The 26997-nt window shown below is 54.3% G+C and carries 22 protein-coding genes; 19 read left to right on the plus strand and 3 right to left on the minus strand.

Annotation, left to right across the window (positions count from 1 at the left end):
* The first annotated feature begins 573 nt into the window (after positions 1-573).
* The 7 genes from ACLD72_RS27280 to ACLD72_RS27310 all read left to right on the plus strand — a co-directional run bounded on the left by ACLD72_RS27280 (position 574) and on the right by ACLD72_RS27310 (position 8170).
* The gene (locus tag ACLD72_RS27280) at positions 574-771 is read left to right on the plus strand and encodes a cold-shock protein (protein ID WP_007132290.1); all 198 of its coding nucleotides are present in this window, start codon (positions 574-576) and stop codon (positions 769-771) included.
* Between the two features lie 113 nt (positions 772-884).
* Positions 885-1400 (plus strand): VanZ family protein, encoded by a 516-nt coding sequence (locus ACLD72_RS27285; RefSeq protein ID WP_411003405.1) that lies wholly within the window; start codon positions 885-887, stop codon positions 1398-1400.
* 126 nt (positions 1401-1526) lie between these two features.
* Positions 1527-2648 carry a hypothetical protein gene (locus ACLD72_RS27290; protein WP_411003406.1) on the plus strand — a complete coding sequence of 374 codons (1122 nt, stop codon included), beginning with the start codon at positions 1527-1529 and terminating at the stop codon, positions 2646-2648.
* Positions 2649-2735: 87 nt separating this feature from the next.
* Complete coding sequence (hpf, locus tag ACLD72_RS27295; protein ID WP_251591975.1) at positions 2736-3287, plus strand: ribosome hibernation-promoting factor, HPF/YfiA family; 552 nt, start codon at positions 2736-2738, stop codon at positions 3285-3287.
* Between the two features lie 223 nt (positions 3288-3510).
* Positions 3511-6018: a preprotein translocase subunit SecA gene (secA, locus tag ACLD72_RS27300; protein WP_411003407.1), complete on the plus strand. Its 2508-nt coding sequence runs from the start codon at positions 3511-3513 to the stop codon at positions 6016-6018.
* A gap of 15 nt (positions 6019-6033) precedes the next feature.
* Positions 6034-7144 (plus strand): peptide chain release factor 2 gene (gene prfB, locus ACLD72_RS27305; protein ID WP_411003408.1). Its coding sequence is split into 2 segments (ribosomal slippage): positions 6034-6105 and positions 6107-7144, totalling 1110 coding nucleotides; the frame shifts between segments, so codons are not numbered across the junction.
* A 141-nt stretch (positions 7145-7285) separates the two neighbouring features.
* Entirely contained in the window at positions 7286-8170 is an 885-nt protein-coding gene (locus ACLD72_RS27310; protein WP_411003409.1) for a YitT family protein, read from the plus strand.
* A 400-nt stretch (positions 8171-8570) separates the two neighbouring features.
* On the opposite strand, the gene ACLD72_RS27315 is transcribed toward ACLD72_RS27310, so the two are convergent.
* Positions 8571-9263 (minus strand): PIG-L deacetylase family protein, encoded by a 693-nt coding sequence (locus ACLD72_RS27315; protein WP_458476253.1) that lies wholly within the window; start codon positions 9261-9263, stop codon positions 8571-8573.
* Between the two features lie 227 nt (positions 9264-9490).
* On the opposite strand from ACLD72_RS27315, the gene argC reads away from it, so the two are divergent.
* From argC to ACLD72_RS27370, 11 genes are all read left to right on the plus strand, one after another.
* Positions 9491-10543, plus strand: a complete 1053-nt coding sequence (gene argC / locus ACLD72_RS27320) for an N-acetyl-gamma-glutamyl-phosphate reductase (protein WP_411003411.1) — start codon at positions 9491-9493, stop codon at positions 10541-10543.
* Positions 10544-10644: 101 nt separating this feature from the next.
* The gene (gene argJ / locus ACLD72_RS27325) at positions 10645-11880 is read left to right on the plus strand and encodes a bifunctional glutamate N-acetyltransferase/amino-acid acetyltransferase ArgJ (RefSeq protein WP_411003412.1); all 1236 of its coding nucleotides are present in this window, start codon (positions 10645-10647) and stop codon (positions 11878-11880) included.
* 100 nt (positions 11881-11980) lie between these two features.
* Positions 11981-12820: an acetylglutamate kinase gene (gene argB / locus ACLD72_RS27330; protein ID WP_411003413.1), complete on the plus strand. Its 840-nt coding sequence runs from the start codon at positions 11981-11983 to the stop codon at positions 12818-12820.
* Positions 12821-13142: 322 nt separating this feature from the next.
* Positions 13143-14465 (plus strand): acetylornithine transaminase, encoded by a 1323-nt coding sequence (locus ACLD72_RS27335; RefSeq protein ID WP_411003414.1) that lies wholly within the window; start codon positions 13143-13145, stop codon positions 14463-14465.
* Between the two features lie 3 nt (positions 14466-14468).
* Entirely contained in the window at positions 14469-15431 is a 963-nt protein-coding gene (gene argF, locus ACLD72_RS27340; protein ID WP_411003415.1) for an ornithine carbamoyltransferase, read from the plus strand.
* A gap of 64 nt (positions 15432-15495) precedes the next feature.
* Positions 15496-16734, plus strand: a complete 1239-nt coding sequence (locus ACLD72_RS27345) for an argininosuccinate synthase (RefSeq protein WP_411003416.1) — start codon at positions 15496-15498, stop codon at positions 16732-16734.
* A gap of 55 nt (positions 16735-16789) precedes the next feature.
* Positions 16790-18205 carry an argininosuccinate lyase gene (gene argH, locus ACLD72_RS27350; RefSeq protein WP_411003417.1) on the plus strand — a complete coding sequence of 472 codons (1416 nt, stop codon included), beginning with the start codon at positions 16790-16792 and terminating at the stop codon, positions 18203-18205.
* Between the two features lie 304 nt (positions 18206-18509).
* Positions 18510-20507, plus strand: coding sequence for a methyl-accepting chemotaxis protein (locus ACLD72_RS27355; RefSeq protein ID WP_411003418.1), 1998 nt, complete (start codon positions 18510-18512; stop codon positions 20505-20507).
* Positions 20508-20883: 376 nt separating this feature from the next.
* Positions 20884-21225, plus strand: a complete 342-nt coding sequence (locus ACLD72_RS27360) for a DUF4004 family protein (protein ID WP_458476255.1) — start codon at positions 20884-20886, stop codon at positions 21223-21225.
* Positions 21226-21326: 101 nt separating this feature from the next.
* Entirely contained in the window at positions 21327-22016 is a 690-nt protein-coding gene (locus ACLD72_RS27365; protein WP_411003420.1) for a hypothetical protein, read from the plus strand.
* 39 nt (positions 22017-22055) lie between these two features.
* Positions 22056-22220, plus strand: a complete 165-nt coding sequence (locus tag ACLD72_RS27370) for a hypothetical protein (RefSeq protein WP_458476256.1) — start codon at positions 22056-22058, stop codon at positions 22218-22220.
* A 133-nt stretch (positions 22221-22353) separates the two neighbouring features.
* Here the strand turns inward: ACLD72_RS27370 and ACLD72_RS27375 are convergent, their stop codons facing one another.
* A complete protein-coding gene (locus ACLD72_RS27375) occupies positions 22354-23610 on the minus strand; it encodes a CynX/NimT family MFS transporter (protein ID WP_411003422.1) in 1257 nt (418 codons plus the stop codon).
* A 628-nt stretch (positions 23611-24238) separates the two neighbouring features.
* On the opposite strand from ACLD72_RS27375, the gene ACLD72_RS27380 reads away from it, so the two are divergent.
* Complete coding sequence (locus ACLD72_RS27380; RefSeq protein ID WP_411003423.1) at positions 24239-24904, plus strand: DNA-binding response regulator; 666 nt, start codon at positions 24239-24241, stop codon at positions 24902-24904.
* 547 nt (positions 24905-25451) lie between these two features.
* Here the strand turns inward: ACLD72_RS27380 and ACLD72_RS27385 are convergent.
* On the minus strand, positions 25452-26987 hold the full coding sequence (locus ACLD72_RS27385; RefSeq protein ID WP_458476257.1) for a VanW family protein: 1536 nt from the start codon (positions 26985-26987) through the stop codon (positions 25452-25454).
* Between the last annotated feature and the right edge of the window lie 10 nt (positions 26988-26997).

Here is a 26997-nt window from a genome sequence, read left to right on the forward strand (position 1 = left end):
GACATTCTCCTTTTTGAATCTAAGACCGAAACAAACCTGTAAATATATTTCATTAATTACCAAAATAGTAATTGGACCATAATTTCAACTTTTCATGTCAGGTTGTTTGCATGGCTAGTGCATGTGTGTCCGTTAGCCTGGGAAATACCCGGGAAATGGGCGGATAAGGTCACTGGTGTCCGTTAGAGCAACGTCCACTGGATGTAGGCTACAGATGGAAACGGCCAAGGTACTTGGCGCTATGTGTTCATGAAAGAATGGGGAGGTTACTCAAAGAACCGAAAAAGGAGTGGGAACCCGTGCCTCCAATCGCTCTAAAGTAGAAGTCAAAGCCATTAAAGGACGCCGTCAGGCTTTTTTTAGGAGCTGTGTTTCATTTGTTCCTGTGTGGGGTATTATTTATTAACAGATCTGACTCCAAAGTTCACCAATCGACATTTTTTTACAAATTATTTACAGTAAAACCTTTTCTTTGGTAATTGACACTGGATAAGTCGGGTGGTATAGTCAGAAATGTGGGGCTTGGTTTATTGGGGTCACACGCTTATTTGAAAATGAAGGGAATGTTAGTGCATGCAAGGTAAAGTTAAATGGTTCAACGCAGAAAAAGGCTACGGGTTTATCGAAACTGAAGAAGGCGGCGACGTATTCGTACACTTCTCCGCAATCCAATCCGAAGGCTTCAAAACTTTGGAGGAAGGGCAATCCGTCGAGTTTGAAATCGTTGAAGGCGCTCGTGGACCGCAAGCCGCTAACGTAATCAAATTATAATCATCCGGCATAGCCGACCTACATAGCACGGTACGATGGTTAACAATTAAAGATTCGCTAGCAATAGACCCTGGGGAAACCTGGGGTTTTATTTTTGCTTATCGTTGAAAGAGGTGAACTCATTGCGCAAGTTGTACAGATGGATCCCCGCGCTTGTGCTCATGGCGATTATTTTCGGATTTTCTTCCCAGTCGTATGAGGAACAGGACCTGCGACCCGACATCGAAAAGGCGATTTCGGATCGGTCGATTGCCGAGCGCTTTAGCGGGATTGCCTTTCATTATGCAGGGCACGAGATAAGCATTGGCAGCCTGGGGGCGGCGGGTTTTATCGAGTTTTTTATCCGGAAAAGCGCGCATTTTTCGTGTTACGGGTTATTGGGACTGCTGCTGATGTACGCGTTGAAATCCGGCGGGCGGCCCAGACGTTTGCTCATTACGGTACTGATTTCGTTCCTTTATGCTTGTTCGGACGAGCTGCATCAGATGCTCACGCCCGGGCGCACGGCGTTGTTTCAGGATGTGCTGATTGATACCGCAGGGGCGATCTGCGGCGGGATACTAATGATCCTGCTTGAAAAATGGAGGGAAAAACAGGGAATCCAGATATTGCCAAACAGGAAGGAATAATTTACTATAAAAATAGTGAAATGGATATAATATTATATTTTAGCAGTCACCGTCGTATATGTTCATTTCACCGCAAGCTCTAAAGTTCAAGCTAGTCAAATCTCACGGAAAAGAGGAGAAGATGAGATGCTGAAAAGGAAGAGCAGAAGCGGTAAGGTGCTAACGGTGTTGGTGTTGTTGTTCGTGATGTTTGGGTTGTGCGGATCGGCGGTGTCGGCCGATGAACTGAACGTGGAGACGAAGCTGCCGGAGGCAAAACTCCAAGCGTTTGACGCTTCGGCGTTAGAGCTGCCTGGGGCTTCATCTTTAGAAACTGCGGAAACGGACTTGAAGACGTTTGATGGGGTTGATCCCGACAAGAAGTTGGGCATCGCGGTGGAAAAACCTATCGTCACCAATGCGGTTTATGATGTGAGCGGCTCGCTGATGGATTTTACCGACTCGCTTCAGGTGGATGATCCTGACGATTTCTGGTTTTTCAGCGTCAATACGGACAGAAGCATGGTGCTGAAATTGTTGTCGGGCAATAGCAATTACCTCGCACAATTGTATATTGTGGATTGGAGCACCGGACAAGCCTATCCCACAAGTGTAGGTGCGTATGCGCAAACGCAGATCGCGCTGAAAAACTTGCCGGCAGGGGATTATGTGTTCCGGGTTTATTCGCAGGGCAGCGTCGGGGATAATTATACTCTGCGCATGAACGCGGCGAATCCGGCCGATTATTCAAGCCTGCTCTCCATCTCGGATTCATTGAAGTATGTAGTGGCTTCCTATGCTAACGGGAACATCTACTCCAGCGGCGTTCTGGTCGGGAACACCCAGGGTTACAATTCGCATCTCGACTGGACACGTGAATTCTATTTCTCATGGGGAAGCGGGTATAACTCACGGACTCACAAGGTATTTAACGTCAAAATCGCCTCGGTTTCGGCGCCGGTGAGCTATTCGTCCGCTTACGCAAGCTCCAACAATGCGATTTTGATTTATCTCAACGAAGGCACCTCGTTTATGCACCATGCGGCTTATTATCAATCCGGACCTGATCATATTTATGAGAGCACATTTGACGACACGCTGGGCAAAAGAACGCCAAGATATCTGGATGAAGAGGATCTCGAAGGCTATGGCCCGCATATTTTGGTCTACGACCTGAATACCCAAAAGGCGATCGATTTCTACAGCGTGCTGAATTATTACTATGCCGCCGGGATCGAAGCAGCGCCGACCGTTCGTGCGCTGAATTGATAGGGGTCTTTACACTCCCTTAACTCTTTTTACTTTGCCTTAACACCTGTGTTATAATGAGGGTGCAAAGCAAAGGAGGAGTGCCCTATGAATTTTAGTATTCGAGGACAGCAGATTGAAGTGACTGAGGCCTTGCGTGACTACGTAGACAAGAAGCTCAGCCGGCTAGACAAGTACTTTGATGCACCCCCTACCTCAGACGGTACTGTCACGTTAAGTGTGGTACGAGGTTTGCACGCGGTAGAGGTGACGATTCCTCTTACCGGCGTTGTGCTTCGCGCGGAGGACCGCAGCGATGACATGTACGCATCGATTGATGCGGTTGTGGACAAGCTGGAGCGTCAAATCCGCAAGCACAAAACGAAAATCAACCGTAAGCTGCGCCAGAAAGGCGTCAAGATCGGCTTGTTCGCCGAAAACGGAAACGGCGGTTCCATAGCCGTGGATGAAAGCGACGAGGAACTGGAAGTCGTCCGGACCAAACGCTTCACCCTAAAGCCGATGGATGTGGAAGAAGCGATTTTGCAAATGAACATGGTAGGCCATAATTTCTTTGTCTTCTCCAACATCGACACGAGTGAAGTGAATGTTGTTTACAAACGGAACGACGGCAAATACGGTTTGATCGAACAGGGTTGACCTCTTGATTTCTCCATTCTTTTTTGAAGATTAGGTGAATGAGGTGGTAATTCCTGCATCCCGAACGTAAAGGAAACGAGCCTTATCCCTCGGGGATAAGGCTCTTTATTCGTATACATGGCCGCTTTAGCGTAATAGAGGTGTGATTGCGCGTGTTGCGGCGACCCATACAAACTGTTACAATTTAGGCAAATCATCTGTTTATGCGTGAAAGGGGTAAATCATGCTGGGATTAGTAAAAAAGATTTTTGGCGACACGAATGAACGTGATGTCAAACGTCTTATGAAGACGGTGGACTATATAAATTCATTGGAGCCGCAATTTGAAGCATTGACGGACGAGCAATTACAAGGGAAAACGGCGGAATTCCGCGAACGGATCGAAAACGGTGCAACGCTCGAAGAAGTCCTTCCTGAAGCGTATGCTACGGTAAGAGAAGCTTCCAAGCGCACGCTGGGCATGCGCCACTTTGATGTGCAGATGCTGGGCGGTATCGCTCTCCACGAAGGCAAAATTGCCGAGATGAAAACCGGTGAAGGGAAAACGCTGGTCGGGACCCTACCGGTTTATTTGAATGCGCTCCTGGGGAAAGGTGTGCATGTCGTCACCGTCAATGACTATTTGGCACAGCGTGACAGCGAACAGATGGGGCAGATCTACAACTACCTGGGCATGACGGTTGGACTCAACCTGAACGGCATGGAGCACCACCAAAAACAGGAGGCGTATGCCTGCGACATTACGTACGGAACGAACAACGAGTTCGGATTTGACTACCTTCGCGACAACATGGTGCTGTATAAAGAGCAGATGGTGCAACGTCCGCTTTATTTTTGCATTATTGACGAAGTCGACTCCATTTTAATCGATGAAGCGCGGACGCCGCTGATCATTTCCGGTCAGGCGCAAAAATCGACGGAGCTGTACTATGCCGCTGACCGCTTCGTGAAGACGCTCGTACCGGAAGACGACTATACCGTAGACATTAAAGTGAAGGCCGTGGCGCTTACCGAAAAAGGGGTTGCCAAAGCGGAACGGGCTTTTGGCGTTGACAACCTGTACGATCAGAAGCATGTGACCCTCAACCACCATGTGGTGCAGGCGCTTAAGGCTAACGTGATTATGCGCCGCGACGTCGACTACGTCGTTTCTAACGAAGAAGTGCTGATCGTTGACGAGTTTACGGGCCGTTTGATGGCGGGCCGCCGCTACAGCGACGGTTTGCATCAGGCGATCGAAGCCAAGGAAGGCATCAAGGTACAGAACGAAAGCATGACCCTGGCCACGATTACGTTCCAGAACTACTTCCGCATGTACCGCAAGCTTGCCGGGATGACCGGTACGGCGAAAACAGAGGAAGAGGAATTTAAGAAAATTTACGGTCTGGAAGTGCTGCAGATCCCGACCAACAAGCCGAACCAACGGGCCGACATGGCGGATGTCGTTTACAAGAGCGTAGACGGCAAGTTCAAGGCGGTCGTGGAGGAAATCGTGAAGCGGCACAAAAACAATCAGCCGGTTCTCGTCGGCACGGTGTCGATCGAAAACTCCGAACGCGTTTCGGATATGCTGAAACGTAAAGGCATTCAGCATAAAGTACTGAATGCCAAATACCATGCCGAAGAAGCGGAAATCATTTCGCGTGCCGGTCAAGCCGGATCCGTAACGATCGCCACCAACATGGCGGGCCGCGGTACCGACATTTTGCTGGGCGAGGGTGTTGCCGATCTTGGCGGCCTTCATATCATCGGTACGGAACGCCACGAATCGCGCCGGATCGATAACCAGCTGCGCGGCCGTGCCGGACGTCAAGGCGACCCGGGTTCGACCCAATTCTACCTGTCGCTGGGCGACGAGTTGATGAAGCGGTTTGGGGCGGACAACGTGCTGAATATGATGGACCGCCTCGGTTTCGAGGAAGACCAGCCGATCGAAAGCAAAATGATTACCCGGGCGATCGAATCCGCGCAGAAACGGGTCGAAGGCAACAACTTCGACGTGCGGAAAGTCGTCCTGCAATATGACGATGTGATGAACCAGCAGCGCGAAATCATTTATAAGCAGCGCCGTGAATTGCTGGAATCGGAGAACATCAAGCAAATCATCCTCGATATGATCAAACCGGTGATCGAACGGGTGGTCGAAGCGCATACCGCCGACGAAATTCCGGAAAACTGGGAGCTCCAGGAAGTGGCCGACTTCGTCAACAGCAAGCTGCTGGAAGAAGGGGCTATTTCCAAGGATGACCTGTGGGGCAAGGAGCCGCCTGAGATGGTGGAGCTTATTTTTGAGCGCGTTTTGACCAAATACGAAGCTCGTGAACAGGCGATCGGCCCGGAAATGGTGCGCGAATTCGAGAAAGTTATCGCCCTGCGCGCCGTAGACAGCAAATGGATGGACCATATCGATGCGATGGACCAATTGCGTCAAGGCATCCATCTGCGGGCGTACGGAGGCACGGATCCGCTGCGCGAGTACCAATTTGAGGGCTATGAGATGTTCAACGCGATGATTGCCAGTATCCAGGAGGAAGTGGCGACATATATTATGAAGGCGCAGGTGGAATCGAACCAGGAGCGCCAGGCGGTTGTGGAAGAGAGCAAAATTTCCACGAGCGGCGAGCCGGCCGAGAAACACCCGGTCAAACGCGGCGAGGAAATCGGCCGCAACGATCTTTGCCCATGCGGCAGCGGCAAGAAATACAAGCACTGCCACGGACAAAACGCTTAAGGAAAGGTGATTAACATGATCGAGGCCAACGTAAAGCATGATATGCGCGAAATCGCCAAGAAATTATCCAACCTTAGGGGGTCTCTTTGACTTAGATCTTAAGCAAGAGATGATCGCCAACTACGAGGAAAAAATGGCGGCCCCGGATTTTTGGGACGACAACGAGAAGGCCCAAGCGCTCATCGCCGAGATGAACGCCGTGAAATCCTCCGTCGACCAGTACCTGGCGTTGCAGGGGGAATACGACGACATCGAAACGATGGCCGAGTTGGCCGAGGAGGAAGGCGACGAGTCGCTGGCAGCGGAGATTTCCGAGTCCGTTACCGCTATGGTGAGGAAGCTGGAGGATTTCGAGCTTGGGCTGCTGCTTAATCAGCCTTACGACAAAATGAACGCGATTCTGGAGCTTCACCCTGGCGCGGGCGGCACCGAATCCCAGGACTGGGGGCAAATGCTGCTGCGGATGTACACCCGCTGGGCCGAGAAACGCGGCTTCAAGGTAGAGACGCTGGACTATTTGCCCGGCGACGAAGCGGGGATCAAAAGCGTAACCCTGCTGATCAAAGGGTACAACGCTTATGGTTATCTGAAGGCGGAAAAAGGCGTACACCGCTTGGTGCGGATTTCGCCGTTTGACGCTTCCGGGCGGCGTCACACCTCGTTTGTGTCCTGCGATGTCGTGCCGGAGATCAGCGAAGACGTCGATGTCGAAGTCCGTCCCGAGGACTTGAAGATCGACACGTACCGTGCCAGCGGCGCTGGCGGCCAGCACATCAACACGACCGACTCGGCGGTGCGGATTACGCATATTCCGACCGGGATCGTGGTGACGTGCCAGAACGAGCGCTCCCAGATCAAAAACCGCGAGCGCGCCATGACGATGCTTCGTTCCAAGCTGTACGAGCGCAAGCTGGAGGAGCAGCAGAAGGAACTGGACGAAATCCGTGGCGAGCAATCCGATATCGCCTGGGGCAGTCAGATCCGTTCCTACGTGTTCCATCCGTACAGCATGGTGAAAGATCACCGCACCTCGGTGGAGACGGGCAACATCGGCGCGGTCATGGACGGAGACCTGGACGCGTTTATCGACGGATATTTACGCAGCCAAATTCGCTCCGAGGCCTAATTTCGTCCTTGTGCCGCATTCAACTATAGAACCGAAAACCCACCTCAGGCGAAGGGCTTGTCCCGCCTTGATCGGGTGGGTTTTTATTTTTCGGGTGCATACATAATAGTTTAAGAAGCGATCAAATAAGGAGGGGCCACGGTGCCGCCTAAAACCCGCAAACGCAGATTTGGGGATTATATTCCTTTAACCGGACCGGTACGCCATGCGATCGACACGACTATGATTCTCGTGGGATCGCTGATCACGGCGCTGGCCTTCAACTTATTTCTCGTCCCGAACCACATCGCCTCGGGCGGCGTATCGGGGATTTCGATTATCGTTCAAGCGCTATTTGGCATGGAGCCGGCGTATACCCAGTGGGCGCTGAATATTCCTCTTTTTGTCGCGGGGTATTTACTGCTCGGGCGGGATTACGCGATTCGCTCTTTGCTAGGTACGGTCGTTTTGCCTTTATTCGTGTTTCTGACCAAAGATTTTCCGGTCCCGACGACCGATCCGCTGCTCGCTTCTTTGTATGGGGGGATCGGCGTAGGCCTGGGGCTTGGTATCGTTTTTCGGGGCCGCGGATCGACCGGAGGTTTATCTACGCTTGCGCAAATCATTCAGAAGTACAGCGGGCTCAGCCTATCCGTTTGCGTCGTCCTGATGGACGGCACCGTGATTGCCCTGGCCATGTTTATACTGTCGCCGGAAAAGGCGCTATACGCTTTGATCGGCCTATACATTACCGGCAAAATCATCGACGCGATCGAGCTTGGCTTCAACTACACGAAAGTGGCCTATATCATCGCCGAAAAGACCGAGGAAATATCGGGGGCTGTGCTGTCGCAATTGGACCGTGGGCTCACCAAGCTAGACGGGCGCGGCGGATATACCGGCGATCAACGGACCGTGCTGATGGTGGTCGTGGGGCAAAGCGAGGTCACCCGGCTCAAAACGCTCGTGCAGACGCTGGACCCCACCGCCTTCGTCATCATCACAAATGCCCATGAGGTTTTGGGAGAAGGGTTTAAGCGAGGGTAGGAAAAAACTCCTCTATAATTAGCGGTTAAAGTAACTCGCTAATTATAGGGGATTTTTTTAGTAAGCTTTAAGTTGATGCTCAGTGAGGAGTCCTTTCTTTGTTATGGAGGACAGCTTGAATGGATCAACTGCAAAAGTACATTTGGTATTCCGTAAATCCACATTTTGGCGCGCTTGAAATGCAAAAGTACATCTCATTTGGGGCTGCTCGATAAAAAAGTATCTTTTGACCGGAAATGAACTGCAGTTTTGCATTTGGGCTGCCCATTTCGAGGAAATGCGACGAAAATCGCCTGCACTTTTACATTTCAACGGGTTTTGGAGAGACGTGGTCTGTCTTTCTGACAGTACTCGATAGCCGTTTAAGTCCTTTTTTTCGTTTGCAAAAGAAATGTCAGATTCAAATCAAGCCATCATAGATGGACTGCTCGGTTTTTAACGGAAACCGGACGCCCCGCTCCCAGGCCAGTTCGAATGACTCCAACCGGAGGTGCGGCGGAACATGGGGGCCTAATTTGCCGAATACCCGCTCAACGCTGAGAATTTGCGATTCATGGGCCTCAAGCGCCCGGCGTTTGGCATCCCAGCGGCCGGCGGCTTCCACGTGCAGTACGCTCGACTTATTTGAATCAAACGATCCGAATTGGTTATAGTACAACTTTTGTACCGTAGGCGTCTGGCCACTAAATATCACATTATTCACGGCATAATGGATCACGATATGATCCTGGTGCCCGGAAATGCCGTCCTCCGGAAACGTGACGACGATTTCGGCCTGATGGCGCCGCAAAAAATCGGCGATTTTCTCCCGCAGCAGGGCCGAATCCGTTTCCTTCAGCTTGCCGTCTCCCATTCCTAGCTGCTCCACCGTGGAGATGCCTAATATGTTCGCGGCTTTCTCCAGTTCCAGGTCTCTTTTGGCGGCCAGCTCATCCCGGGTCATGGCCCCTAATCTCCCGGTCTTTCCCGCGTCCCCGCGGGTTGCCGTCAGCAGCACCGCACGGCCCCCTTCATCGGCGATTTGCCGGATCAGATACGAGCAGCCAAACGTCTCATCATCGGGATGGGCATAAATAAAAGCTACAGTTGTCATCATGTACTCCTCCTTAATCCTGCTGTTTATGATTTACTATCTACTATACTTTAATATGTCCAAGTCGTTAAGACCGGCGTTTCCTAACATTGCTGTGTAAATTTTTTGGAATGGGATTGTATTTATATAAGTTCACTCGTATAATAATACATATTTAATACGGTTTTATACATTCCGGGTTGTTGGTTTGATAGAAACAGGCGGGAGAAGAAAGCGAGGGCAAGCAGGTGAACGGGGAAAAGGTAAAAGTTGCGATTGTCGGTTCTACGGGGTACGGCGGCGTGGAGCTGATTCGTTTTTTATGGGGGCATCCGGCGGTAGAGATTGTCTCGGTCATTTCGGCATCCAGCGCCGGAGCGCCGATCTCGGAAGGGTTTCCGCATTTGTCGGATATTATCGTCCAGCCTTTGGACGCGGTGGAGCCGGAGGAAATCGCCGCCAAAGCGGAGGTCGTATTCACCGCAACGCCGTCCGGCGTCAGCGGCAAGCTGGTGCCTGAACTGCTGAAGGCCGGGCTGAAGGTGATCGATCTTTCCGGCGATTTTCGGCTTAAAGACGGAGACGTGTATGAAACGTGGTATAAACATGAGGCGCCGGACAGCAAGCTGCTGGAGCAGGCGGTTTACGGACTTAGCGAAGTATACGGCGATGAGGTGCCCGGCGCGGGGCTAATCTCCAACCCCGGCTGCTACCCGACGGCGACCCTGCTTGGCTTGATCCCTGCGCTTAGCGCGGGCTGGATCGATCCGGGCAGCATCATCATCGACGCCAAATCAGGCGTGTCCGGTTCGGGCAGGAGCACAAGCCTGACGACGCACTATGCGGAAATCAATGAAAATTTAAAAGCATACAAAGTGAATAAACACCAGCATATTCCCGAAATCGAGCAAATTTTGTCCCAGGTCGCCGGCGAGCCGGTGACGGTGACGTTTACGACGCATCTGACGCCAATGACGAGGGGAATTATGAGCACGATGTACGCCGGGCTGAAGGGTGCATATACGGAGGACGATTTGATTCAGCTGTACCGGCAGTTTTACAAGGGGCGTTCTTTTGTCCGTATTCGTGAAAATGGCAGATGGCCGGCGACGAAAGAAGTGTTCGGCTCGAATTATTGCGACATCGGGTTTGCGGCGGACCGGCGGACCGGTAGGCTGACGATCATTTCCGTGATCGACAATATGGTCAAAGGGGCCGCGGGCCAGGCGATTCAAAATTTAAACCTGATGATGGGCTGGGACGAAACGGCCGGACTAAACTACGTCCCGGTTTATCCGTAAATAAAGTTCAAGATTGGCGGGGCTTTCGGCCTCCTCGAAAATGAACAGCGCGCATAAGCGAAAGTATCGAAATTGGCTGAGGAGATGGAAAGGAGAACGTCATGGGAGTAGTTAGTTTATTTCGCACAGCGCCTGAGGGAAGCATTACCTCTCCAAAGGGCTTTCGGGCCGGCGGATTGCATTGCGGTTTGAAAAAGACGTCGCGCAACGATCTCGGCGCGATCGTATGCGAGGTGCCGGCGGTGGCCGCGGCCGTGTACACGACGAACGTGTTCCAGGCCGCCCCGCTGAAGGTGACGCGGGAGAGTATCGCGTCTGAAGGGCGGCGGCTGCGGGCCGTCGTCGTCAACAGCGGCAACGCCAACGCCTGCACCGGCGCGCAAGGCGAAGCCGACGCGTACGCCATGCGCGCCGCGGCCGCCGCGGCGTTTGGGCTCGGCGAGCACGAGGTCGCCGTGGCCTCGACCGGGGTCATCGGCGAACTGTTGCCGATGGACCTCGTTTCCGCCGGCATCGCCGGTTTGCCGGCGGCTTTGACGGCAAGCGGCGAGGGCGCCGAGGGCTTTTGCCAGGCGATTTTGACGACCGACCTCGTGAAAAAAGAGGTGTGCGTCAAGCTCGACGCAGGCGGGCACGAGGTGACGATCGCCGGGGCGGCCAAAGGCTCGGGCATGATTCATCCGAACATGGCGACGATGCTCGCCTTTGTGACGACCGATGCCGCGATCGAGCCGCAGGCCCTGCAAAGCTTGCTGGGGGAGACGACCGATCTGACGTTTAATATGATCACGGTCGACGGAGATACCAGCACGAACGACATGCTGCTGGCGATGGCGAGCGGCCTGGCTGGTAACAGCAAGCTTGCGCCGGGTCACGCCGACTGGGACGCCTTCGCCGCCGCGTTCCGGTACGTGTGCGAGACGCTCGCCAAGTCGATCGCCCGCGACGGCGAAGGCGCCACGCGCCTCGTCGAAGTGACGGTCACGGGAGCGGTCAGCGATGCGTCCGCCCGCGCGATCGCCAAGACGATCGTCGGCTCGAGCCTGGTCAAATCCGCGGTGTTTGGCGCCGACGCCAACTGGGGCCGTATTATCGCGGCGGCGGGCCGCGCCGGCGAGCCGATCAACCCCGAGACCGTCGACATCAAGCTCGGCGACATCCTTGTGCTGTCGGGCTCGCGGCCGATTCCTTTCGACGAGGATGAAGCGCTCGCCTATCTGAAGGGCGACACCGTGGATATTTTCGTTGCCCTGCATAACGGCAAGGGGGAAGCGACTGCCTGGGGCTGTGATTTAACCTACGATTACGTACGGATCAACGCCGCTTACCGGACTTAATCTGGATGCGGACCGATGATTTAAGATAAGCTCATATTGCTATTGCTATTGCGCTTCACCTAATTTTGAAATCTGGCGGATCGGAAAGGAGCTTTTGACGATGACAACGGCAGTAAACAGCGCCCCGGATGCCGCGGGTAAGCTTTCCGGAGGGCGGATGTTTGTCATGAAATGCGGAGGCAGCACGCTTGCGGAGCTGCCGGATTCTTTTTTTGGCGATCTCGTCAAGCTGCAGGAGAACGGTGTTCAGCCGGTCATCGTGCACGGCGGCGGGCCGGCGATCTCGGAAAATCTCGGCAAGCTGGGGATCGAAAGCAAGTTCGTAAACGGACTGCGCTATACCTCGGAAGAAGTGCTTGATGTGGTGGAAATGGTGTTGTCCGGCAGCATCAACAAAATGATCGTGCGGCGGATCGCCAAATCCGGCGGTAAGGCGCTTGGCCTGTCCGGTGTGGACGGCAGCCTGCTGCAGGCGAAGCCGGTGGCGGCAAGCCATGAGGTAGGCCTAGTCGGCGAAGTGACTCGCGTCAACGCCGATTTGGTGGCCGGCGTGCTGGACCTCGGTTACATGCCGGTCATTGCCCCCGTCGGCGTCGGCCCGGACGGCCAGCGCTACAACATCAACGCCGATACCGCCGCAGGCGCGGTAGCGTCCGAACTGGGCGTGTCGAGGATGATCGTCGTGACGGATGTCCCCGGCATCATGAAGACCGTGAACGGGGAAAAGCGCGTGCTGGAGACGATTACTGTGCAGCAGATCGAGGACATGATTTTGGCCGGGGAAATTTACGGCGGTATGATTCCGAAGGTTCGCGCGGCGGTGGACTGCATCAGCGGCAAAGTCAAAGAAGTCGTCATCGTCAACGGCGCCGAACCCGGCGTGCTGGGGAAAGTGTTGTCCGGCGAAAAGATCGGCACCAAAATCGTCCGGATGCAGTAGCGCCATTGTTTCTGTTTGCGCTAAGATAACGCGGACCCGTCAAAATAGCGGAACTTTAAGTTCTTATTTTTCGATTCGAGCACGTTCATCCCCATTAGCGGACTTTTTTGTCCTTATTTTCCAAGGAACGGTGTGAAAAAGGGTAATTTCTCTGCGATTCGGGAAAATAACGACATAAATTTCCTCTATTTCACGCAAAGTGAGGGATATCGCCGAAATAACGACATTTTTTACCGTTATGTTGCGTGTGGCGCCGCGAAAGGGGCTGCACAGCGAGCCGATCGATTTTATTTCTCAATCATAGACAGGAGTGAAAAAGTTTATGGCACAAAGTGATGTGAAAGAAACGGGGAAACCTGCGAACGCTGCCGCCGGAGGAGCGGGGGATGCCGCTACAGCCGGAAATACCTCTGCGGCCGGAAGCCCCGGCGCAAGCACCAACTCCGGTGCGAGCTTTGGCTCCACCCCCAGCACGGTTTTCCCAAGCTACGCCCGGTATCCGATTCATCTTGTTAAAGGCCAGGGGAGCTGGCTGTGGGACGATAAAGGCAACCGCTATTTGGACTTTATGAGCGGCTTGGCCGTAACCAGCTTAGGACATGCGCCGGAAAAAGTGAAGGCCAAGGTGAAAGCCCAGCTCGACGAGCTGTGGCATGTCTCCAACCTGTTCCATATTCCGCAGCAGGAGACGGCGGCCCGGATGCTGACCGAAGTCAGCTGCGCCGATGTGGTGTTTTTTTGCAACAGCGGCGCGGAGGCGAACGAAGCGGCGATCAAACTGGCGCGCAGATACCATCAGAAGGTTAAGGGAACGGAACGTTATGAGATTATTACGTTCGAGCAATCGTTCCACGGCCGGACGCTGGCGACGCTGACGGCCACCGGCCAGCAAAAGGTGAAGGACGGCTTCCTGCCGCTGCCGGCTGGGTTCAAAACCGTGCCGCTGCATGACCTGGACGCGCTCAAAGCAGCCATCGGCCCGCACACCGCTGCAGTGATGCTGGAAATGGTTCTAGCCGAAGGCGGCGTACACCCGGTCGATCACGGCTTTGTGCAGGAGGTTGCGTCGCTGTGCCGGGAGCAGGGGCTGCTGCTGATCATCGACGAGGTGCAAACCGGGATGGGCCGGACCGGCAAATGGTTCGCTCATCAGCATTACGGCATTGAGCCGGACATTTTCACTTCGGCGAAAGGTATCGCCAGCGGTCTCCCGGCCGGTGCGATGCTGGCGAAGGAGTATTTGCGCGAGGCGTTTACGCCGGGAACCCATGCTTCCACTTTCGGCGGCAATCCGGTGACGGCGGCGGCGATCATCGCCACGCTCGAAACGATGAAGGAGGAGCGGATTCCCGAGCACGTAGGCGAGATGGGCCGTTACCTGGTCAGCCGCCTGGAGGGAACGTTCCAAGCTGTTCCGTTTGTGAAGCAAGTCCGCGGCAAAGGTCTCTTAATCGGCATCGAATGCGCCGGACCGGTCGCGGATATCGTGACGCTTGGCCAGCAACATGGCCTGTTGTTCGTCACGGCCGGACCCAACGTCATCCGTTTGCTGCCGAACCTGAAAGTGACGAAGGACGAAATCGATCAGGCCGTAGCTACGCTGGCCGACGTGATCGCAGCATATACCGCCAAGGAGGGGAAATAACCGATGAGTTTGCTGGAGCAGGCGAAACGCAGCAGCATTAACCTGAGCGGACGTGATTTTATCGAATTAACCGATTATACTACGGAAGAGCTTCACTATTTGATTGACCTGGCCGTCGAACTCAAGCGCAAACAGAAGAACGGCGAGGTGTACCAACCGCTCAAAGGCAAAACCGTCGGGCTGATTTTCGAAAAATCGTCGACGCGGACGCGGGTATCTTTTGAAGTGGGAGTTTATCAATTGGGCGGTCATGCTTTGTTTTTGAGCAAAAACGATATCCAGCTCGGGCGCGGCGAAACGATCGCCGATACGGCCGGAGTGATGTCCCGCTATTTGGACGGCATTATGATCCGTACGTTTGGCCATGACAGAGTGGTCGATTTGGCCCGCTACGCCACTGTGCCGGTCATTAACGGCCTGAGCGATCTGGCTCACCCGTGCCAGGTGCTGGCCGACTTCCAGACGCTTTATGAGCATAAGGGAACGCTTCAAGGGCTAAAGCTGGCCTACATCGGCGACGGCAACAACATGGCCCATTCGCTGATGATCGGCGGGGCGAAGCTTGGGGTTCATGTGTCGGTGGCGAGCCCGGAAGGCTACGAGCCGGATCCGCAAATCGTGGCGGACGCGCAAGAAATCGCCAAAGCGACGGGTGCGCAGATTGAAGTGGTCCGCGATCCTAAGGTTGCCGTGCAGGACGCCGACGCTATTTATACGGACGTGTGGGCCAGCATGGGCTTTGAGGAGGAGCAAAAAACCCGGGAGCTCGCTTTTAAGGATTATCAGGTCAACGAAGAGCTGGTAAAATACGCCAAATCGGAGTACGTGTTTCTGCACTGTTTACCGGCGCATCGCGGCGAAGAAGTCAGCGAAGGCGTGATCGACGGCCCGCACTCGCTTATTTTTGATGAGGCCGAGAACCGGCTCCATGCCCAAAAAGCGCTGATGGCGGCTTTGCTCGGATAATTTGGGAGATGCCCGGGGGAGCCCGGGTTTCGCTTTGACAATCAATGAGGAGGATATCAGGATCATGGCAAAAGAAAAAATCGTGCTGGCCTATTCCGGGGGACTGGATACGTCGGTTATTCTGAAATGGTTAAAAGAAACTTATGACGCGGAGATCATTGCGTTCACCGCCGACATCGGCCAGAAGGAAGAGCTGGATGGGCTGGAAGCGAAGGCACTGGCCACCGGCGCTTCGAAAGTATATATCGACGACCTGCGCGAGGAGTTCGCTAAAGACTTTATTTTCCCGATGTTCCAGGCAGGGGCTTTGTATGAAGGACAGTACCTGCTCGGAACGAGCATTGCGCGCCCGCTGATCGCGAAGCGTATGGTTGAGATCGCTCGCGCCGAAGGGGCGACGGCGATTGCGCACGGCGCTACCGGCAAAGGCAACGACCAGGTGCGTTTTGAGCTGGCCGCCGCGGCGCTGGCGCCGGAGATTAAAGTGATCGCGCCATGGCGGCTTTCCGAGTTCCGCGACCGCTTCCCGGGCCGCGCGCAAATGATCGCTTACGCCGAAGCGAACGGCATCCCGGTGACAGCCTCGGCGGCGAAGCCGTATTCGATGGACCGCAATCTGCTGCACATCAGCTATGAGAGCGGGGTGCTGGAGGATCCGTGGTTTGACGCGGCCGCGCCGGAGAACAAAGATATGTACTTGCTCAGCGTGTCGCCGGAGGATGCGCCGGACCAGCCGGAATATTTGGAGCTGGAATTCGCGCAGGGCAACTGCGTGGCGCTGAACGGTGAACGTCTGGATCCGCTGGCTGTGATGGAGAAGCTGAATGAACTTGGCGGCAAACACGGCATCGGCCGTGTCGACATGGTGGAAAACCGCTTCGTCGGCATGAAAAGCCGCGGGGTATACGAAACGCCGGGCGGCACGATCCTGTTCACGGCTCACCGCAAAATGGAGTCGCTGACGATGGATCGTGAAGTGATGAACCTGCGTGACAGCCTGATCACACGCTACAGCACGCTCGTTTACAACGGCTTCTGGTTTGCCCCGGAACGCCTGGCATTGCAGGCGCTGGTGACCGAAAGCCAGAAGAACGTGACGGGCACGGTGCGCGTGAAGCTGTACAAAGGCAACATCATCGCCGCCGGCGTTAAGAGCCCGGTCAGCCTGTACAATCCGGACATCGCCACGATGGAGGAAGATCCGACCCAGGCGTATGATCAAGGCGATGCGACGGGCTTTATTCATCTGAACGCCCTGCGGCTTAAAGTAAGCTCCGGCGTGGAACAGAACAAAAGCAAGTAAGGTCGTTGAACGAGCTTTATAAGTTACTTCTATAGCAGATAAGGGAGTGGATCAGGTGAGCAAGCTGTGGGGAGGCCGCTTCACGAAGCAGACCAACCGTTTAGTCGAGGAATATACCGCCTCCATCGGGTTTGACAAAGCGCTGGCCGAGGAGGATGTGCAGGGGAGCCTGGCGCATGTGACGATGCTGGGCAAATGCGGGATTCTGTCCGAGGAGGACGTAGAGAAAATAAAAGAAGGCCTGCATGCCGTCTTGCACAAAATCCGGCGCGGCGAGCTGGAGTATTCCGTGTCGGATGAAGATATTCACATGAATATCGAAAAACAGCTGATCGAAGAGGTCGGCGGGGTCGGCGGGAAGCTGCATACCGGGCGGAGCCGGAACGATCAGGTGGCGACGGACATGCATTTGTACCTGCGCAAACGGGTTGTCGAGTTCGTCGCCCTGCTGCAGGATTTGCAGGAGGCGCTGCTGGGACAAGCCAAGGCGAACCAGGATACGATCGTTCCCGGGTATACCCATCTGCAGCGGGCGCAGCCGATTTTGTTCGCCCATCATTTGCTGGCGTACGTATCCATGTTCCAGCGCGACATCGAACGCCTGCAGGACAGCTATAAGCGCATCAATGTACTGCCGTTGGGGGCGGGGGCGCTGGCGGGGACGACGTTCCCGATCGACCGGCATTTCGTGGCCGCGCAGCTGCATTTTGACGGCGTTTATGAAAACAGCCTTGATGCGGTCAGCGACCGCGACTTTATTCTCGAATTTTTGGCGGACGCTTCGATTTTGATGATGCATCTGTCGCGTCTCAGCGAAGAGCTGGTGCTGTGGAGCAGCACCGAATTCCGCTTTATTGAGTTGGACGATGCGTTTTGCACGGGCAGCAGCATCATGCCGCAGAAGAAAAACCCGGACGTTCCGGAACTGGTACGTGGCAAGACGGGGCGGGTGTACGGCAACCTGATGGGGCTGCTCACCGTGCTCAAGTCGCTGCCGCTGGCGTACAACAAAGACATGCAGGAGGACAAGGAAGGCATGTTCGACACGGTCGCCACGCTGCAGGGGGCACTGCAGCTGTTCGCTCCGATGATCGCCACGATGAAGGTAAACAAGGAGCGGATGCGCGAAGCGGTGAACCAGGACTTTTCCAATGCGACCGACATCGCCGACTTCCTGGCGAACAAAGGCCTGCCGTTCCGTCAGGCGCATGAGGTCATCGGCAAAACGGTGCTGTACTGCATCCAAAACGGCAAATATTTGTTGGACCTTACGCTGGAGGAATTCAAACAGTTTTCGCCGCTGTTCGACAACAGCATCTATCAGGTGCTGCAGCCGGAAAGCGTAGTAAATGCGCGGGATGTTTATGGAGGCACGGCTTCACAGCAGGTCGCCGCGGCGATCGAACGCGCAGAGCAGAAGCTGGAAAGCGGCCGGGTATGGGTACAGGAGTACGCGGACAAAAGCAAATAATTAGCCGGTAGATGCTGTGATGATCCGGTTAATCGAAAGCAGCCCTCGTCATTGACGAGCGGTTGCTTTTTTTGTGAGCGAGCGGCACTCCTAAACCATCCCATTTTTGTGTGAAAAAATGAAAGGGAATATAATTTTTTTCATTGAAATTTCAGAAATGCTCTATAAAAAGTGCTGTAAATTGTCGAAATATAGATTATGCCACTTTATGTGAATGATCTTTAACTCCCTCCTCAATCAAACGTCATCCCTATCAATTCAGTTTACTTTTAATTTTTACACATACCGCAAAGGAGAGAATTTAATGAAGGCTTTTTGGAACCGTCTGCTTAGTTTATTTGAAGTCAGGACATTGCGTAATCGGATGCTCCTTATTTTTGCCGTCTTGCTGATCATCCCGAACCTAGTTGTCGCGTATTCCAGTTATACCAGCGCCAGCGGGCAACTGCGCTCCAAAATGGAGGAAAGCGTCAAATCGAACGTAAACCTGCTGGATGAAACGCTGAATCAAATCATCGAAGCGGAAAGCCGCAACGTCGAACAATTGGTAATGCAAATTGATTCGGCGCAAATCGACGCGAAGTCGCCTGAAGTCCAGGAACTGCTGGAATTATATATGGAGAAACATCCCGAGCTGGAGGTCCTGACCGCCGGGAATCAAAACGGGGCGTGGATGAAAGCGCCGGATCCCGGCAAGCAGGACTATGACCCGCGGGATAGAGACTGGTACAAAGCCGCAATGAAGGCTCCAAAGGAGACGGTAATCATCGACCCATTCACTTCGTCTACGACCGGCCACTACAATTTGTTCATTAGCCGCGCGTTGGCGGATGGTAAGGGTGCGATCACGGTTTCCCTCGATTTGGCTCAGTTGAACGAAATGGTTAAAACGATACGTCTGGGCAAAAACGGGTACATTTATATCATGGACCGGACCAGCAAGTTTGTGTCGCATCCGACAAACGGCATTGGAGAAGAAGCGAGCGGAAATCAAATCGCCAAAATTCAGGGGACGGAATCGGGATTTATGGAGTATGTTAACCCGAAGACAGATTTGCCGCAAAGCGTATTTTTCACAACGAACAAACTTACGGGATTCAAGGTCGTCGGCGTCTTGGAACTACAGGAATTTAGCGAGGCCTCAATGCCGATTTTATGGACATCCCTGATCGTTTTAGGGATTTCACTGGTGGTTGCCGGTATCGTGCTGTTTTTCGTCATCCGCAGCATTACCCGTCCGATCGAACGGTTGAACCGCTCGGCGCGCCGGGTTAGTGAAGGCTACTTAAACGAAGACGTCGAAACCAAGCGGAAGGATGAAATTGGAGAGCTGGCCACGAATTATAACGGCATGCTGGCCTCCTTGCGCACCATGGTGCAGGAAATGTCCGAAACCGCCAGTCAACTCGCTGCTTCGAGCGAAGAACTGACGGCCGGAACGGAGCAAAACGCGAAAGCGGTCGAGCATGTCGTCGAACTGGTGCAAGAGGCGTCGGGCGATGCGGAAAGTCAGGCTTCGTCCTCGGCCGAGAGCGCCAGAACAATGGATGAAATGTCCATGGGTATTCGCAAAATCGCCGAAGCTTCGTCTACCATTGTCCAGTCGTCTTCGCAGACGGTATCCGATGTGCAGAACGGCAGCGAGAAGGTTGCTCAGGTCGGGCTGCAAATGGAAGAAATTCGCCGCTCCACCCGCGAATCGGCGGAGATGATGCAGCAGATGAACGAGCTTAGCTCTTTAGTCGCCGAGATGAGCGGCTCGATTTCGGACATCGCCGGGCAAACGAATCTGCTGGCGCTGAACGCGGCGATCGAGGCGGCCCGGGCCGGCGAAGAAGGCCGCGGCTTTGCGGTCGTGGCGGGCGAGGTGCGCAAGCTGGCCGAGCAGTCGCGCGCTACGGCGGACCGCATTCAGGAGCATATCGAACAGATGACCGAGCTTACCGGCAAGGCGTACCAAATGATCAAGCAAGATGTCAACGCGAATGTGGACCGGGGCATGTCCGTTACCGAACAAGCCCAGCAAGCGTTCCGCGAAATCGAGCGCTCGACGCAGCGCATTTCGGAGCAAATCCATGAAGTGTCGGCCATTACCGAGCAGATGTCGGCAAGCGCGGACGAAATCGCAAGTTCGGTCGAGCAGATCGCGACAACTTCGGCGAAAAGCCTGGAAAGCTTCCAGGGCGTAACCGCCGCCACCGAGGAGCAGCTCGCTTCGATGGAAGAGATCTCCTCGGCTTCGGAAGGCCTGGCGCGGATGGCCGCCGATGTCAATGCGCAAATCGAACGGTTTAAGCTTTAAACGGCATTCTTTTAAACTCATACCCATAACGCTGCGTGCGGCTCTGTTCCTGCAAAGGAAAGGGCCGCACGTTTTTTTTGATTAAAGCCGGAACTCCAAAAAAATTCAGGCCGGGTAGAGGCTGAAGAGGCAGGTATAGAAGTGAGGAGAAGGGGGGGGGCTGAAGGCTAAAGGACCCCAGAGCCCTTATTTGCGGAAAAACGGAGGTTTGCAAAATGTAACGGACAGAGATGCCCCTATTTACCTCGAATCGGCCCGGGCGAGCTCGTTTAGAGCGAAATAGAGTCATGTGGGTCCGTTAGGCTGGGAAATACTCGGGAAATAGATGGATAAGGTCGCTGAGGTCCGTTAGACATCCCTTCCGCGCATCCAACGTATGGGATTGAACGACAATAATTTCGCCAGCGGTGATGGTTCTCATTTGCCTAGTGTTCCGGGAGCGGAGTCGCCGATGTTCGGTTTTGATAAAATCCTGGTCGTTTACATGCTGGATAAACTGCTGCTGAGCGGCGATATTTCGCTGGAGGAGGGGTGTTTGCTCGTGCGGACGCTGGAAGAGCGGCTTCCCGCTCTGACCGGCGGAGAATGCGGCATTCACTTGATCCGCAAAATGGGTGTGCGGCGTTTATTCTGGTGCCGGGCGACAGCGAAATTTACGTCGATCGCAGCGTCAGGACGGTGGCAAGGTTATCGCTTGCGCGGTGTACGGAGGAATTGAAATTATTGGTGGGGGGAAGTGAAGGATAAATGGAGCAGCCCAAGTTGAAGGATTTGCGGATCAGCGGTGCCGGGTAGGCGTCAGGCGGCGTATACGGCAATGTGACAACCGACGGAATCGCTACGTTAAACGGGGATATCAGCTGCTCGGCTTTAACCGCCAGCGGTACACTGAAAGTAAAAGGCGGCTCCCTGGAGGCCGGCCGCTTCCGGTTAAACGGCAACGGGCCGGGAACCTGCGGTATGAGCGGCGGAGATTTCCGGCTGGACGGTATTCTCAAACTGAGCGGGGACGTTAAGTTCACGACGTTAACAATTAACGGGATGCTGCAGGCCGGAGGCTCCTCGTCGGGCGAACGGGCCGAGATCAACGGAGGTATGAAGCTCGGAGGCAGCGCCGAATTTGAAGAAATGGACATTCACGGACATATCCAGGTCGCCGGGATGCTTAACGCAGGACAGATCAGCCTGAGTTTGGCCGGTCCAGCAAGCAAGGTCAAGGACATCAGCGGGGAACTGCGCGTCGTCAAATCACGGCTTAACGGCGATATTCGAATCGGGGAAGGCATCTCCGGCGACAACATTCAAATCACGGGAAAATGCACGGTCCGGCGCGGCTGTCAGGCGGAGCATTTCCGCGTAAAAGGGGCCGTCCAGACCGAAGGGACCATCAATGCCGATCAGGTGGAGCTGTGGCTGCTTGGTCCCGCCCGTGCCGCAGAAATCGTAGGCGGCCGGATCAGCGTTGCGCCGCAAATTTCCTGGGGGCTAATGCCCTTGCAGAAGTCATAGGGAACGCCGGAACTGCAGGCCAACGTTATCGAAGGCGATGTGATCCGGTTGGAGAATACGGTCTGTGGCGTCGTGCGCGGAGGTGATGTGACGATTGGTCCCGGCTGCCGGATCGGACTCGTGGAATATACGAAACAGTATCATCAGGATTCGCACTCAGAAGTAAAAGAATGCCTGAAGGGCGGAGGCAGCGATCATGAGTGAAAGAAACAACGCCGCTCGTGGCAGCACAACAAAAAACTGTCCTGATCAGATCCTGGATCTGGGGACAGTTTTTTAGTACATGAATTAACCGAAACGCGTGCAGTCTGACGTACGATCCCGGACGCTTGTTTTTTCAGCGCGTATCGACAAAACCCTTGCGCCCGGCGGCATACCCGAACAGGGTAGTCAGCACCGAAAATGCGATGATCGCGGCCAGCGGCGCGTTCCACCCTCCGCTGACGTCATGAATATAACCGAACAATGCCGGCCCAAACGCCGCCACCAGGTATCCGACCGATTGAGCCATGCCGGACAGTTGTCCGGCTTGCTCCGCCGTACGCGACCGCAGCGAAAAAAAGACGATCACCAGGCTGAACGTCGTACCGCTGGCGATACCGAGCAAAATAATAAACAGCGGGGTGAGAGCCGCCGGACCAAGCCAGATACCGCCGAATCCAATGAAAAACAGGGCCGACGAAGCTGCGGTTAACAACTTTTGGTTATCCGTCCGAGCGGCGATGAGCGGCATCAGGAAAGAGCCGCCCATGCTGACGATCTGCATCAGCGAAAGCATCCAGCCTGCTTTTTCAGGACTCATCCCTTTCACCTGCAAAATATCCGGCAGCCACGAAACGCTCACATAAAACATAATCGACTGTGAGCCCATAAAAATGGTGACGAGCCAGGCTGTTTTGGAACGCCAAATTCCGCCTCGCCGTGCGGGAACGCTTGCCGTCGTCCGGGAATGCCGGGTCTTGGCCTCGCTAGAGCCCGCGGGGCGGCGGCGAAGCAGCGGAACCCACGCCAAAGCCGCTACCGCTGCTAGCAAGGCCCAACTGCCCAGTGCTCCTCGCCATCCCAGGGCGGTCGCGGCGAGCGGAACGCTAATGCCGGAGGAGATCGCCGCCCAGAGATTGAGGGACGAGGTGTACAGGCTGGTCATCATCCCAACGTGCTGCTGGAAATTCCGCTTGATCAGCGCCGGAAGCAGCACGTTGCACACGGCGATCCCTACCCCGATCAGCGCGGTTCCCGCAAAAAGCGCCGCAACAGAGGGCAGCGAGCGGATGATAACACCGGAAGTCATGAGTACCATACTATAGAAAAGCGTTCTCTCCATGCCCCACCAAACGGACAATTTGGGCGCGGCGAGCGCGAAAACGGCGAAGGCGATCAGCGGCAGCGTCGTCAGCATGCCCGACAGCGTATGGGACAAGCCGGTGGCGGCCTCGATTTGGCCGATCATGGCGCCGACCCCGGTGATCGGCGAACGCAGCGTGGCGGCGGTTAGCAGTACGGCGGCGACAAACAGCCCGGCCGAGGCGCTGCGCGCTCCGGCGGTTTGATCCCCGGCGGCTTTTCCCCCTGAAACGGTCGTTGTTTTATGCATTGATGTTGAACCCTCCTTGGAAGAAAAACGAATCGTGAAGCCGCTATTTGTAGTTTGAATCCTATATTGTACCTTTGATGCGGTTTTTGTCACATAGACACGCTTACTCCAGTATACTTTACTTGATACGGTTGTTAAACCTTAAATAAAATGCTCGCTTAAGAAGTTTCAGTGAAAAACATAAGGGCAAAAAATGTCGCTATAACGGCGATACCCGCCATTTGAGAGAAATAGAGGAAATTTATGCCGCTATTTTCTCGAATCGCAAGGAAATGTCCCCGTTCAGGTGTACTCATAGATAAATAAGGACAAAAAATGCCGCTAACGGGGATGAGCATGCCTGGCTCCGAACAATAAGTACATAAAGTTCCGCTATTTTGAAGGCCGACGGTTTGTCATTTCAGTAGCTAGCTGTCAAGCGCCGATTTCCGATGTTTTCGGTAACCTGCTATTGCGTACTTTCCGTAATATGGTAAAATATTAACAAAGTTAATATCTAAATTGCTGCGGCGGTTAACGGGGACCCAGAAGCCAGTCGGCAGCAAGTCAGGCCGTGAAGCGCACGCCTTTTGTTTACGAACGTTGTCGTAGACGAAAGGCGTTTTATTTTTTCATGGAGGTGTGATCAATGGCATTTGAGGAGTTGTATTTACAATGGATCGCTAGGCATTTGGCTTCGCGTCAAGGCGAGCGGGCAAGAAGGCTTGAGGAGGGGCATGGCCACGCGGAAAGTTTGTTTGTGGAAAAAGTATGGTGGCCGTCATTCTGGAGTTTGGAGCATCTGCACCCGGAATATGAAGTCAATGATTTTAAGGACGGGTATCGTTATCTCGACTTTGCTTATATCCGTTCCGGCCTGCTGCTGGCAGTGGAGATTGACGGGTATGGGCCCCACTTGCGCAACATCAGCCGGCTGCAGTTTTCGGATCACTGCCGGCGGCAAAACGACCTGATTCTGGATGGCTGGAAAGTGCTGCGGTTTACCTACGACGATGTGAAGGATAGTCCGCGCTACTGCCAGCAGACGCTGCAGCAGTTTATGGGGAGATGGCTTGGCGAAGGGAAGCCAGTCCCGGAGATCGATTACGTTGAGAAAGAAATTATTCGCTTGTTTCTGCGGACGGGACACCCGCTCACCCCAGGCGAAATCTGCCGGCATATGAGGGTGGAGAACAAAACGGCAAGAAAGTGGCTCCGCCAAATGGCAAGTAAAAATTGGATTGAGCCAGCTAGAGGCAGCGAGCGGATTCGGTCCTATCGGCTCAGTATGGAGGGCAAGCGATTTGTGATCTAGTCACGTATGCCAGGTGTGTCAGGTGTGCGATGTGGCTGAGATGGGAAGAGGGGCGGGGGACGAGTGGAGTGGGACAAGTGGAGGGGACGAGCGAAGGGGACGAGCGAAAGGGGAAAAAGCGGAGTGGGACAAGCGATTGGCTGGTTCCGCTGATAAATAGCGCCCTTTTATGTCTCTATTTGACCGAAGGAGACAATTTCCGGGGAAATAACGGAATAAAATGTCTCTATTTTATGGAGACGGGCTATGCAGGTGCCTTATTATGCGGGAGATTGCAAAATAACGCCATTTATTTCCGCTATTTTTGCTCCAGGGGATGAATTTTTCAAATAACGCCATAAAATTCCGCTAATTTTCGTTATTGCTTAATCCGGGACTACCGCAACATAGTTTATGGTCGCTGACATGCAGCACAACATCGCGAACTAAGAACTTGTGTGTGGTGCGAAAAGCCTGCGGCTGCCACAACCTGATTCGCGGCAACCGCCGTATAATTCGCGTCACCACAACTTGCTCCGAAGGAGGTGGGGATACAATCTCGCCTACATCAGCGGAAATTTGGCCCTTGCACCCCGTCCTCCAAAATTTGCTTAGGGGCGGATTTGCTCGAAGTACTGCCGTTGCTTCCGGAAAAGTTTTCGGTTCCGCCAACGGCGATGACCGCGGGCTGCGCCGGGTAGATGTCTTCGGAGATGCGAATCCGTTCCACGGTGCGGCCGTCGACTTTTTTAATCCGGTACGTTTCGACGACGTATCCCCGTTTTCCTTGCAAGACCAGTTCCTTGCTTCCCGCAGGGAGCGCTCCGTTAACGACGTATTTTTTCGGCGCGGGGATCACTTCCGTTGTGCGCGAGTCGATGGTATAGGTGACGTTTTCGGGCAGATCGCCAAACAACTTGATGGTCAGCCGTTTGTTTTCGACTTTTGCGCGGATCAGAAGGTGGTGGCCGGATGTATTTTTAAAGCGGAAATTGATGTGGCCCTGTGCGAACGTAGCATCCTGTCCTTTGGGCAAATAGCTGACCGGCACGGAATGGTTGCGGCGCTCGACGATATCAAGCCCGGCGCGCACCGCCGCATTGTACAATGTGCTGGATACCTGGCAGATGCCGCCTCCCACCCCCGGCACAAGCTTGCCCGCAAAAATAACCGGCGCTTCGCGAAAACCGTACGTTTTTTCGGCGTATTCCACCACCTTACCATAATCGAAAATTTCGCCCGGTGCCAGCACTTTGCCGTCAATGCTCCGCGCGGCCGCATCGACATTATGGATTCTACCCGCGCCGCTGGTCAGCAGCCCGGTGGAAAACTGCGCGATTTTGCGGCGAATGCCTTCTTTTTTCAAGGTTGCTGCCGTAACCTTCGGCTGAACCGTGCGCAGCGGGACAACGAGGCGGCTGGGAGCGGAAGCGCCGGGGGCATATTCGCCTGGGCCCATCTCGCCGGGAGCGTTCCCGTCTCCAGGGCTGGCCCCATCTCCGGACTCGGGCTGCTGCCGCTGGTCAGCGAGCCTGCGGTTCCATTCCGTTTCAGCGGATTTAGCCAGCGCGGGCGCAAAGCGTTCCCAATCGACACGCAGCGCCGTTTTTTCGGGCAAGTAGCGGATTTGATCGTCAGGCGTAATCGTTCGGACCGCGTCCGCAGGATCGCCGAATTGAGACTTTTCCCAGGAGGACGGAAAGACCGCATGCAGCTTTTTTTCATTTAAAGTAATCCTGAGCTCCCACTGATTTGGGAAATTCTTGCGGGTTTGCACCCGTTCCCACAGCGTTCCGGTCCCCAACTGCCGGACAGCCGCACGAAAGGAGGAGGTGTCGAAGGAGATTCCGGTCTCCTGCCAGGTTAGTGTTTTTTCGCTTTCACCTGCCGATAAAATCACCTTTTTCTTCAACACCAGGCCAATCTCTTCATCCAGCAGCCCCAGCGCATCAGCGCTCTGGCGGCCACCCAGCGGGAGACCGGCTACAACCGTCCCCCGAGGAATCGTGCCCTGACCTGCATATAAATGCAGCCCGCCGAGCAGCAGTAAGCCGGTAAATATGACCAATCCGATGGCGATCATCGCCACATGAATTTTTTTCATATCGTGCTCC

The sequence above is a fragment of the Paenibacillus lacisediminis genome (assembly GCF_046567315.2).